At 72.9% G+C, this 11,389-nt stretch carries 11 protein-coding genes; 7 read left to right on the top strand and 4 right to left on the bottom strand.

Going from position 1 to position 11,389, the window contains the following annotated elements; translation table 11 throughout:
• From ABD844_RS25985 to ABD844_RS25965, 5 genes are all read left to right on the top strand, one after another.
• The coding region (locus ABD844_RS25985; RefSeq protein WP_344883138.1) for a hypothetical protein at positions 1-861 on the top strand (861 nt) is incomplete at its 5' end.
• A gap of 29 nt (positions 862-890) precedes the next feature.
• On the top strand, positions 891-2,432 hold the full coding sequence (locus ABD844_RS25980) for an AMP-binding protein (protein WP_344883135.1): 1,542 nt from the start codon (positions 891-893) through the stop codon (positions 2,430-2,432).
• A 41-nt stretch (positions 2,433-2,473) separates the two neighbouring features.
• The gene (locus ABD844_RS25975; RefSeq protein ID WP_344883132.1) at positions 2,474-3,676 is read left to right on the top strand and encodes a class I adenylate-forming enzyme family protein; all 1,203 of its coding nucleotides are present in this window, start codon (positions 2,474-2,476) and stop codon (positions 3,674-3,676) included.
• Positions 3,677-3,685: 9 nt separating this feature from the next.
• Entirely contained in the window at positions 3,686-4,987 is a 1,302-nt protein-coding gene (locus tag ABD844_RS25970) for an FAD-dependent oxidoreductase (protein WP_344883130.1), read from the top strand.
• The gene (locus ABD844_RS25965; RefSeq protein WP_344883127.1) at positions 4,971-6,134 is read left to right on the top strand and encodes a DUF6986 family protein; all 1,164 of its coding nucleotides are present in this window, start codon (positions 4,971-4,973) and stop codon (positions 6,132-6,134) included. The genes ABD844_RS25970 and ABD844_RS25965 overlap by 17 nt, the downstream gene beginning before the upstream one ends.
• Positions 6,135-6,154: 20 nt before the next feature.
• Here the strand turns inward: ABD844_RS25965 and ABD844_RS25960 are convergent, their stop codons facing one another.
• The 4 genes from ABD844_RS25960 to ABD844_RS25945 all read right to left on the bottom strand — a co-directional run bounded on the left by ABD844_RS25960 (position 6,155) and on the right by ABD844_RS25945 (position 9,994).
• Positions 6,155-6,835 (bottom strand): copper homeostasis protein CutC, encoded by a 681-nt coding sequence (locus ABD844_RS25960; protein ID WP_344883124.1) that lies wholly within the window; start codon positions 6,833-6,835, stop codon positions 6,155-6,157.
• Positions 6,836-6,996: 161 nt separating this feature from the next.
• Positions 6,997-8,157: a hypothetical protein gene (locus ABD844_RS25955; protein ID WP_344883120.1), complete on the bottom strand. Its 1,161-nt coding sequence runs from the start codon at positions 8,155-8,157 to the stop codon at positions 6,997-6,999.
• Complete coding sequence (locus tag ABD844_RS25950) at positions 8,154-8,654, bottom strand: SigE family RNA polymerase sigma factor (RefSeq protein ID WP_344883117.1); 501 nt, start codon at positions 8,652-8,654, stop codon at positions 8,154-8,156. Before ABD844_RS25950 ends, ABD844_RS25955 begins: the two co-directional genes overlap by 4 nt.
• 167 nt (positions 8,655-8,821) lie before the next feature.
• Entirely contained in the window at positions 8,822-9,994 is a 1,173-nt protein-coding gene (locus ABD844_RS25945) for a S8 family peptidase (RefSeq protein ID WP_344883114.1), read from the bottom strand.
• 121 nt (positions 9,995-10,115) lie between these two features.
• Here ABD844_RS25945 and ABD844_RS25940 point away from each other — a divergent pair, with 121 nt between their 5' ends.
• Positions 10,116-10,382 (top strand): hypothetical protein, encoded by a 267-nt coding sequence (locus ABD844_RS25940; RefSeq protein ID WP_344883111.1) that lies wholly within the window; start codon positions 10,116-10,118, stop codon positions 10,380-10,382.
• Positions 10,383-10,414: 32 nt separating this feature from the next.
• Positions 10,415-11,353 carry an endonuclease/exonuclease/phosphatase family protein gene (locus ABD844_RS25935; RefSeq protein WP_344883108.1) on the top strand — a complete coding sequence of 313 codons (939 nt, stop codon included), beginning with the start codon at positions 10,415-10,417 and terminating at the stop codon, positions 11,351-11,353.
• Positions 11,354-11,389 lie beyond the last annotated feature (36 nt).

Raw genomic sequence — 11,389 nt, 5'->3', positions numbered from 1 at the left:
GCCGGCGCGCTGTGGGCCGCCGCCGCGGCGGACGTGGCGGAGGCGGCGGCGAGCGTGGGCCCGCGCGGCCGGATGCGCCTGCACCACGCGCTGTCCGCGCTCAGGGCCACCACGCTGGTCGCCACCCCCACGGGGGCGATGGACCTCCTGGCCCGGCTGCACCTGGAGTTCCTGCTGGACCCGCTGGACCTCGGGCTCGGAACCATCGTCCTGACCGGCGAGATCGCCTCCAAGCGCACCTTGCGGCACCTGGCGCAGGAGTTCGGGGCCCGGGTCACCGAGGTGCTGTCCGACCCGTTCGGCGGCGGCGCCCTGGCCTGGCGCGCGGACGAGGACGAGCCGCTCCGGCCGCTGGCGGACGGCCTGCTGGGGCTTGCCGCCCTGAACAAGGACACCACTGCGGACCTGACGGCCGGTCCGGTCGAGTTGGTCGTCACCCCGCGCGCCCACGCCACGCTCGGCGACGCCGTGCTCAGGACCGGTCTGGTCGCCCGGCCGGACGGTCCCGGCCTGCCCGCGCCCGCCCACACGGTGGGAGAGCACGTACTGGTGAGGGGCGTGTGGCTGGCGCTGCCACGGGTGGACAAGGCGCTGTCGCGGATCGACGGCGTGACGGGGTGGGAGCTGACCGTCGGCCGCCAGGGGACGCTGGACACGGTGGTGCTGACGGTGACGTTCGGACGGGAGAGCCTGGTCGGCAACCCGATGTGGAAGGCGCGGATCGAGCAGGCCGTACGCGCCCTGACCCCCGTCTCGGTCGCCGTGGAGATCGCCGGGGAGATCTCCGAGACCCCCTCCCCCGGCACCGTGAACGACCTGCGCGGCCACCACCTCGGAAGGGACCGGGCGCTCATCGCCTAGACGCTCACCAGCGACGCAAGGGGCAGCCGATGGGATCGATGCCGGACTGGGGAACGCTTCCCCGGATGCTGCGCGACCAGGCCGCACGGCACCCGGACGACACGGTCGTCGCCGAGCCAGGAGGCGCGCGCCTGACGCTGTCGGAGCTGCGGGCGGCGGCGTCCTGGATCGCCCGGGGCCTGATCGCGCTCGGCGTGGCCCCCGGCGACCGGGTGGCCGTGTGGGGGGTGAACTCGGCGTCCTGGGTGGCACACGCGTTCGGGATCTGGGACGCGGGCGCGGTGATCGTGCCGCTGTCGGCCCGCTACAAGGGGTTCGAGGCGGCCCAGCTCATCGAGAAGACGCGGGCACGGGTGCTGGTCACCGGCGCGGGGCCGTCGGAGTCCCCGCTGGCGGACCTGCTGCCCCCGCTGCCCACCCTGCAACACGTGCTCGGTCCTGGCACGGCGGGCTTGTCCGATCTCGGTGCAGGGGTGCCCGCGCCGGAGGCGGAGGAGCGGGCGCTCGCCGTACGGCCCGAGGATCTGTGCGAGATCATGTCCACCTCGGGCACCACGGGCGTGCCCAAGGGCGTCATGCTCGACCACCACCAGGTCCTGCGCGGCTACTGGGACTGGTCGGAGATCGTCACGCTGGACGAGCGTGACCGGTATCCGGTGATCGCCCCGTTCAACCATGGGTTCGGGCTGAACGCCGGGCTCGTCGCGTGCGTGCTGCGCCGGGCCACGATGCTGCCGGTCCCGGCCCTCCCGCCGGAGGCGCTGATGTCGCTGATCTCCGCCGAGCGGGTCACGGTGCTGGCCGGGCCGCCCACGCTGTTCCACCGGGTGCTGGACGAGCTGGACCGGGGCGCGCGTGACGTGTCGTCGCTGCGGGTGGCCATCTGCGGGGCCGCCGCCGTGCCGGCCCGGCTGATCACCCGGCTGGTCGAGCGGGTGGGGCTGGAACGTGTGATCAACGCGTACGGGCTGATGGAGGGCACGGTCGTCTCGATGACCCGGGAGGGCGACCCGATCGACGTGATCGCCGCCACCACGGGCAGGCCGGTGCCGGGCATCGAGGTCAGGATCGTGGACGACGACGGCGCCGAGGTCGCGCCCGGCGAGCGCGGCGAGATCCTGCAACGCGGCTACGGCGTGATGCGCGGCTACTGGGGCGAGCCCGCCAGGACGGCCGAGGTGATCGACGCGGACGGCTGGCTGCACACGGGCGACGTGGGCGTGCTGGACGAGGCGGGCAACCTCGCGATCGTGGACCGCAAGAAGGAGCTGTACATCGTCAACGGCTTCAACGTCTCCCCCGCCGAGGTCGAGTCGCTCCTGCTGCGCCAGGGCTCGCTGGCGCAGGCCGCGGTGATCGGCGTGCCCGACCCGGTGTCGGGCGAGGCCGGGCTGGCGTACGTGGTCGCGCGGCCGGGCGTACGGCCCCCCGATCCCGCCGCCCTGCTCGCCTGGGCCAGGGACAACATGGCCGGCTACAAGGTGCCCAGGCGGGTCACGGTGCTCGACTCCCTTCCCACCAACCCCAACGGCAAAGTCGACAAACAAGCCTTACGCCACAAGGCTGGATGAACGAGTAGCGTAGAAGGAGGACCTTCGCCCCGGGAGCTGCCATGTTGCGCCTGCTTGCCGGTGAGGCCGCACGGAGGTTCGGGGGACGCGCCGCTGTGGTCACCGGCGACACCTCGCTGTCCTTCGCCGAGCTGGACCGGCTCTCCGACCAGGTCGCCGCCGGGCTGGCCCATCGCGGGGTGCGCATCGGCGACCTCGTGGTGCTCGCGCTGCCCGACGGGCCGGAGTTCGTGATCTGCTACGTCGCCGCGGCCAAGATCGGCGCGGTGACCGCGGGCATCGGCACCGCGCGCATGGAGCTGCTCGGCACGCTCGACCCGGCCCTGATCGTGACCGTTCCCGGCGTGCTGCCGCCGCTGGCCGGGCTCGACGTGGTGACGCTGCCCGTCGAGCGCGACGGGCGCGGGGCGCGGGCGTACGACCCGGCCCTGCTCACCGGGTTGCGCAGGAACGAGCCGCCGCCCCCGCCGTTCCCGCCGGACCCGGCGCGGCCGGTCGTGATCACGTTCACCTCGGGCAGGACGGGCCCGCCGAAGGCCGTGGTGTTCGGCAACCGCCAACTGGAGGCGATCCGGGCCCACGGGGCCGGCACGCACTGGGGGACGCAGCAGGGCGCGGGTGAGGCGCGGCTGGTGCCGTACCCGCTGGGGCGGCTCGGGTTCGCGACCCGCCTGCCGGTGTTCCTCCAGACCGGGCGGACCTGCCACGTCGTGCCCGAGTGGAGCCCGGAGGCCGCCCTGCGGGTGATCCGCCGGCACGGGATCGGGGTGTTGCAGGGGAGCCCGTACCAGTTGGCGCGCATCCTGGAGGGCGGCGAGGACCTGCCCGGCCTGGCGCTCGTCCTGTGCGGCGGCGCTCCGGCCGCGCCCGAGCTGATCAGGGCATTGCGCAGCAAGTACGGCGTGCCCGTGTGCAACCGCTACACCTGCACCGAAGCCGGGCTGGGCATGGGCACGCGGCCCGACGACCCGCCGGAGACCGCGGAGGTGAGCGTGGGCAGGCCGCGCGGCGGCGTGGACCTGTCGATCAGAGACCGCGAGGGCCGTCCGCTGCCCTGCGAGGACCCGGGCGAGGTGCTCCTCCGCTCCGACGCGGTCATGAGCGGTTACCTTGGCAGGAGCCCCGATCGCGCGGTATTCGCCAGGGACGGGTTCATCCGCACCGGCGACCGGGGATACATCGATCACACTGGCCGGTTGCATCTGGTGGGACACGTGGCCCGTGTACCACAATCACCGGCATAGGGAGGCGGCGTGACGTTGCACGTGGCGGTCATCGGGTCGGGCCCTGCCGGGATCTACACCGCGGAGGCCCTGGTGAAGCAGTCGGCCGAGCCTGTCGAGGTCGACGTGCTCGAACGCCTGCCGACCCCCTACGGCCTGGTCAGATACGGCGTCGCGCCCGACCACACGTCGATCAAGTCGATCGCCAACTACCTGCGCAGGGTGCTGGAGCTGCCCGAGGTGCGCTTCCTGGGCGGCGTCACGCTCGGCGCGCACCTGTCGGTCGAGGATCTCCTGGGCGCCTACGACGCGGTGGTCTACTGCACGGGCGCGATGGTCGACAGGAAGCTCGGCATCCCCGGTGAAGACCTGCCCGGCAGCGTGGCGGCGACCGACTTCGTCAACTGGTACTGCGGGCATCCCGACGTCGATCCCGACCGGTTCACGCTCGACACCTCCGAGGTCGCGGTGATCGGGGTCGGGAACGTGGCGGTCGACGTCGTACGCGTGCTGGCCAAGACCGCCGACGAGCTGCGCGCCACCGACGTGCCCCACGAGGTGCTCGAACGCCTCGGCGACAGCCAGGTGAAGGCCATTCACATGGTGGGCCGGCGAGGGCCCGAGCACGCCAAGTTCACCCTGAAGGAGCTGCGCGAGCTGGGCGAGCTGGCCAACGCCGACGTCTGCGTGCGCCCCGAGGAGGCCGTCGTGCTCGGCGGCGACTTCCCCCGCCAGATCCAGGGCAACATCAAGGTCCTCCAGGAATGGGCGGGTCGCGAGCCGGTGGGCCGCCCGCGCCGCCTCGACGTACGGTTCTGGCTGCGGCCGGTGGAGATCCTCGGCACCGAGCGGGTCGAAGGGCTCAAGCTCGAACGCACCCGCCTGTCCGACGACGGGCGCGTGATCGGCACCGGCGAGTACGAGACGCTGCCGGTGGGCATGGTGCTGCGCTCGGTGGGCTACCAGAGCGTTCCGCTGCCCGGGGTGCCGTTCTCGGAGAAGACCATGACCGTGCCCAACGAGGCAGGGCGCGTGCGTGAGCGCGAATACGTGGCGGGCTGGCTCAAGCGCGGGCCGACCGGGGTGATCGGCACCAACAAGTCCGACGCGGCCGAGACCGTCCGCACACTGCTGGCCGACCTCGGCGGCAGGCCCGGGGCCGGGCGCCACGGCATCGACGCGCTGCTGGCCGAGCGCGGGGTGCGGCCAGTGACGTACGAGGAGTGGCGGGCCATCGAGGAGGCCGAGGGCGAGCTGGCCCGCACGCTGGGCCGGGGCGAGCGCGTCAAGCTGGTGGGGTTGGAGGCCATGCTCCGTGCGTCACGTCCCTGAGGGGTTCGAGCGGGCGTACCGGGTGCAGCAGGCCCGCTTTCCCGGCGTCGATCCCGCTGTGGAGCCGGGCTGGCAGCCGGTGCACACCGTGTACGTGCCCGCCGACCGGTTCTCCGCGCGTACCGTGGCCGAGTGGGGCGATCAGGCGTCGTCCCTGGTGAAGGCGCATCTGGCGGGGCCGGGCGAGCTGGCGGAGGTCTTCGGGGTGCCCGCGCCGCTGGCCGCCGACGTGCACGACAGGGTGGGGCGCAAGCTCGCCGCGGAGCCCGTGGAGGACCTGCGCGTCGACTTCGAGGACGGCTACGGCGTGCGGCCGGGGGCCGAGGAGGACGGGCACGTCGAGCAGGCCGCCGACGCGGTCGCCGCGATGCACGCCGCGGGGACGCTGCCGCGGCGGTGGGGGCCACGGGTGAAGTCGTTCGCCGACGGAGATCCCGCGCGGTCGGTGCGGACGCTGGACGGGTTTCTCGCCGGGGTCGTCGCCCGGGTGGGCGAGCTGCCCGAGGGCTTCACGGTGACGTTCCCGAAGGTGCTGATGGAGGCGTACCTGGGGCAGTTCGCCGGTGTGCTGGCGGAGCTGGAGGCGCGCTTCGGGGTGCGGCTGCGGTTCGAGATGCAGGTGGAGGCGCCGCAGACGCTGCCGTTCCTGCGGGGCGACCTGAACGAGTCGCTCGGCGGGCGGCTGGCGGCGGCGCACTTCGGGGTCTTCGACTACACCGCCGCGATCGGGCTGCCGCCGCACGAGCAGCGGCTCGACCATCCGGCCTGCGACCACGCGCGGCACGTCGTGCAGACGGCGTTCGCGGGCACCGGGGTGGAGCTGTCCGACGGCTCGCTGGCCGCCTCACCTGCCTCCGATCGAACGGCGGACGTCCACGGGCTGTGGCGGCGGCACGCGGAGCTGGTACGGCACTCGTTGCGGCACGGCTTCCACCAGGGCTGGGACATGCACCCGTCGCACCTGGTCAGCCGCTTCGCCACCGTCTACGCCTGCCACCTGGCCCGCTACGACTCCTACCGGGAGCGGGTGCGGGCCTGGGAGGAGCGGCGACCGGCCGAGGGCGGCGTCATGGACGAGCCCGCCACGATCCGCACACTGGCCGCCGCCCTGCGCCGCGCCGACGCGGCACTCGCCCTGCCCGAGTAGCCCTCTGACAGGGCGGTGGCTCAGTCGCGTTCGACCAGGGAACGCCACTGGCGTACCAGGCCCGGCTCGACCGGGTCCGACCAGCTCGCCCGTACGGCCGACCCGACGTGGAAGGCGCGGACGCCGTAGTCGAGCAGCGCCGGCACGTGGGCGGGCCGCAGGCCGCCGCCGGCCAGCACGATCGACCCGTCCCCTGCGTCGGCCCGCGCCTTCAGCACGGGCAGCCCGTCGCCCACGCCGGTGGGCGCGCCCGAAGTGAGCACGGTGGCCAGGTTGGGCAGCAGCCGTACGGCCCGCCAGGCCGCCTGCACGTCTGCGGCGTGGTCGACGGCGCGGTGGAACGTCCACGGGAGCGGGGAGACGGCGTGGATGAGCGCCTCGGTGGCCGCCAGGTCCACCACGCCCCCGCCGTCGAGGAACCCGAACACGAAACCCGCCGCACCCGCCTGCGCGAGCGTCTTGGCGTCGCGCCTGAGCCGGTCGAGCACATCGGGGTCGGCGAGAAAGTTGGCGTCGCAGCGGAGCATCACCATCTGCGGGAGAGGGCATTCGGCGGCGATCTCGGCGACCGTCTCCGGGGAGGGGGTCAGCCCGTCTGCCGCCATGTCGGCCACCACCTCCAGGCGGTCGGCGCCGCCCTGTTCGGCGGCCACGGCGTCGCGCACGTTGAGCGCGATCACCTCGAGCAGGGATCCGGTCATGGAGGAGAGGTTATATGGTGATCTGCGCCTTTGCGTCCGAAAGTGTCGTGCTACCCATGAGGAAACAGAGGCCGCTGTGCCCACCGAGGCGTTCGGCGGGGACGGCCCCCGATCTACCGTCGCCGCCGCCCGCCCCCGACGCGAAGGGCCTACCGGCGCTCCTAGCGGGTGGATTCGTGGTCCTCGCGCCAGAGCTCCGTGCCGTCCTCGTCATATCCGACGACCCTGAAGCCTTCCGCGTAGATGTCGTCGGTGCGGTCCTGCGTTCCGGCGAACATCCGGAAACCGCCGACCTTCCACGGATCGGGCACGGTGGGGGCGCTCACCGTGGTGCCGTCCTTGAAGACGATCACGACGCGTCGGGTCTTCGTGCTCGCGATGCCGAACCAGTGCTTCTTGTGCTCGCTCAACTCCACGTTCATGGGCTTGCCGCCCATGTCGGTCAGCGCCCGGTCGGGGCCGCCTCTCTCGATCACCGCCATGCCGGGCGAGAGGAGGTTCAACCCCACGGCCCTCCCGTCCAGTTTCCAGATCAGGTTCCTGTCGGGGGTCTCGTAGAGCCCCACGTCGAGCTTGCCGGGCATCTCCTTGGCAGGACCGACCGGCTTGGCGTCGGCCTCGGGCACCACCAGGGGCTGTGGCGCGATCCGCTTGATCGTCTCGCCGTCGCCGCCCGCGAACTCGAACGCCGTCACCGTCTCGTCCGTGGGAACGGAGACCGTCCAGACGGCCTGAGGAGCGCCCTGCGGCGTCTGGAGCGTGCCGGTGACCCGTCCGCCCTCGCGGAGCACGGCCGTGACCCGGGACACCTCGGGCCGCGCGGTGCCGAAGTGCAGCACCTTTCCCGTGACGGCAGGGGGGAACGACTCGGTGGAGCCCTGGACCGTGGCGGTCTCGCCGTCGATCGGCGCGCCGCTGCAGGACTTCGTGCTCCCGCCGGACCTGCTCATGTACTCCGTGCAGAAGCCGTTGGCGCCGTTGTCGGCCTTGGCGAACCACAGCGAGATGGGGCGCTCCTCCGCGGGATTCTCGATCGTCAGGCGCTGCCCGACGGGGGTCATGTTCGAGATGGAGTTCCACGTGGGCGAGGAGGTGGCGACGCTGGCGACGTTGCCGCCCTCCCCCATGCCGCGGGTGGCCAGCAGCGCGACCGGCGCGGCGATCGCGACCACGCAGATGCCCGACACCAAGGCGTTCCTGCGCACCCTACGCCGCCGTGACCGGGACACCACCTCCGTGGAGAACTCGGTCGGGGCCTGTGGCGCCCGCGTGGCGGCGGTTCCGAGCGTCGCGCGCAGGCGGGATTCCAACTGGTCGGTCATGCGGGGCTCCCGTTCATCTGTGAGGGGCTGGGCAGGACGGAGCGGAGCTTGGCCAGGCCGAGGGAGGCGTGGCTGCGTACGGTGCCCCGGGAGATGCCGAGCACGTCGGCGATCTCCATGTCGGACAGGTCCTCGTAGTAGCGCAGCACCAGCACGGCCCGCTGCTTGCGCGGCAGCGTGCCAAGCGCCTGCCACAGGCCGTCGTCGCTATCGGAGGGCGGTGTGTCGAACCGGGCCGTCTCGGGCAGCGCCCAGTCCGGCCGCTCACGCCTGCGCAACCGCCACGTGCTGATGTGCAGCCTGGCCATGATCATCCGGGTGTAGCTCTCGGGCGCCTGTTTCCGCCGTACCCGCGGCCAGGCCTGATGCAGCCGGATCAGGGCCTCCTGCGTCAGGTCGGCCGCGTCGTGCGGGTTGCCGCTCAGCAGGTAGCCGTAGCGCAACAGGGCGTCGGCCCGTTCCGCCACGAACTCCTCGAAGCGGGGATCGTCTTCCAATGGCCTGTGCCTTTCCTCGTTCCGTCGGGGGATAGACGGCCCGGGCGGCCGAACTGTTGAATGCGCGACCGCCGGAAAACCCCGCACCCGACCATCCGCACGGAAAACGCGAGGCCGCCCGAGGCCGAAACCCCAGGCGGCGGGAGTCCCTGCTCGCGACCCCCAGGCTACGGGGCGCGCACCAGGCCGACGCCGCGATCGGCCACGTCCACACCGGAGGCCAGCGGGCTGACGGCGGCGTTGGCGAACAGGCGGGCGAGCACCGTGGACGACGTGGCCGGCAGCGGCGACTTCAGCACGTCCTCCCACCACAGCGCCGCCACGCCCGCGACGTGCGGGGTCGCCATGCTGGTGCCGCTCAGCGAGCGCAGGCCGCCGCCGGCCCGTGCGGAGACCACACCCACCCCCGGCGCGCTGACCTGCGGGAAGGTGTTGGAGAAGGGCGCGATGACCAGACCGTTGCCGGTGGGCGACTGCGCCAGAGCGCCGACCGCGATGACGCCCTCCGCGGCGGCGGGCAGCGACACCGCAATCTCGAAGTCGGGATGGATCTGACGCTCGCTCTCGTTCCCCGCCGCGGCCACGACGAGGGTGCCGGGGCCGACGGCCTCGCGAGCGGCCACCATCCGCATGAGCGCGTCGAAGAGCCGCAGGTTGGCGCGGTACGCCTCCAGGGCCACCGACGTGGCGAACTTGGGCTGCCGTCCCATGTCCACCAGCCGCTGCACCATGCCGGGGAAGTCGAACCCCAGGGACATCGAGATCACCTGCGCGCCCTGGCGCAGCGCCCACTCCAGGCCCCGCAGCAGGCCCTCGGTGTCGCCGCTGCCGTCGTCGGCGAGCACCTTGCCGATCGCGGCCCGGGTCACGCCGGGCGCGACGCCGATGCGGGTGCCGTCCACCGCCCAGCCGAAGACCGTACCGGCGCAGTGCGTGCCGTGGCCCTGCTTGTCGCCCACGCCCGAGCCGCTGAAGTCCTCCTGGATGAGCGTGACGCCGGTGAAGGCGGGGTGGGTGGCGTCGATGCCGGTGTCGAGGACGGCGACGATCACGTCCGCCCCCGTCCGCGTCGAGACGTCGGCGCCCACGGCCTTGACGCCCCAGGTGGCCGCGGCGGCCTCCGCCCGGCCGTCGGAGCCGTCCTCGACCGGCTGGATGAGCATGGTCGGCATGACCGGCGCCACCGCCCGCACCTCGGGGTCGCGGGACACCTCGCGCAGGTCGCTCTTGCCGAGTTCGAGCACCTCCACGTGCGGCTCGCCGCCGGCGAGGACCTGTGGCGGCACGGGCCCCGGCGGCCGGGCCGACTCATAGGGGCTTGCCGTGCTCACGCCGCTCATGTCCCGGAGCACGCTGTATCTTTCACCCACTGGAGCTTCTCCCCCGATTCACACCACCCCGAAGACCGTCCCTCGAGTACGGGGTGCCGGCGCGACCGACTCCACCGGGATCACTTCCCGCGTGTACCGGCGGCTGCTCAACGGCGGGCCGCTGCGCCCCGACCGGGTGGCCGGCTGGTTCAACGCCTGGTGCCCCATCGACCCGGTCGCCATCGGCTGCCCGCTGGGCGACCACTGGCGGAACGGGCCGGACGAGACCCCCGTCGCCAACCCCGCGGGCCGCGCCCACGACATCGAGGAGTACCTCGCCCATCCCGAGGTCGCCAGGACGATCGGGATCCCGCTGAGCCCGCCCGCCCTGACGACGCCGCCCGGCGGACCCGCCTGACGCCGGTCCTCGTGAAACGGAGGCACGCAGCCATGTCGAACCTCAAAGTCGCGACGGTCAACGGGGAGTGGATGAACGACTGGTTCACCCCCGACGCCGAGCCTGCCGCGTTCACGCGGACGTTCTCTCACGACGGTTCCGAAGACGGCGAGCAGGGCGTCACCGCCGAGGCCGCGGGCCGCCTGGCCGGGCTGATCTCGGCCGTGGACGCCGACGTCGTCGCGCTCGTGGAGGCACCGAGCCGCACGGCCGAGCTGCGGTTGTTCATCGACGAGTACCTGACGGCCGGCGGCCGCGCCGTCTACGACTTCGTGGAGGGCGACTCCGGCGGGAGCCAGAAGCTGGCCCTGCTGTTCAAGCCCGACCGCGTCACGGTCTCCCTGACGCCTTCGTCGGAGGCGAGCCTGCTGATCGACCCGTGGCCGGCCGACGTCGACGGTGACGGGCGGAACCGGCGCAGGATCGCCAACGAGGCGATGCGCATCCGCAAGGCCATGGAACAGCGGATGACCGCCGACCCGGCCTCGGCGCTCGTCGTGCTCGGCGACCTGAACGACGGGCCCGGCCAGGACTACTTCGAGGAGTTGTACCTCGCGCACAACGTGACGGACATCCTCGCCGGCTCTCCGTACCAGCCGGAGCGGCTGTTCGGCCACGCCCAGGCCCGACGTCGCGGAGGACCAGCGCTTCAGCGCCGTGTTCGACGACTTCGTCACCAAGGAGCCGAACCGGCGGGTCCTGCTGGACCACATCCTGCTCTCGCCCGCCATGATGGACGGCGGCTCACCCCTGGCCAAGGTGCCCGGTTCCGGGCGGGTCGAGCACGCCGCCTGGGCCGCCCAGGTCAGCGGCGACGGCTCCGCACGAGACCGGCGCGCGACCGACCACCGCCCGGCCAGCGTGCTGCTCGCCCGCGCCTGACCGCATCCCCGCGGCGGCGCCCGCCTGCGGTGCCGCGAGAAGGGTGTTGAGGTCTGTCTTCACCGACCGACCGTCAACACCCTTCG

The sequence above is a fragment of the Nonomuraea antimicrobica genome (genome assembly GCF_039536965.1).
GTDB lineage: Bacteria > Actinomycetota > Actinomycetes > Streptosporangiales > Streptosporangiaceae > Nonomuraea > Nonomuraea antimicrobica.
The sequence above is the reverse complement of the archived record's forward strand: the minus strand, read 5'-3'. Positions and strand labels throughout refer to the sequence as shown.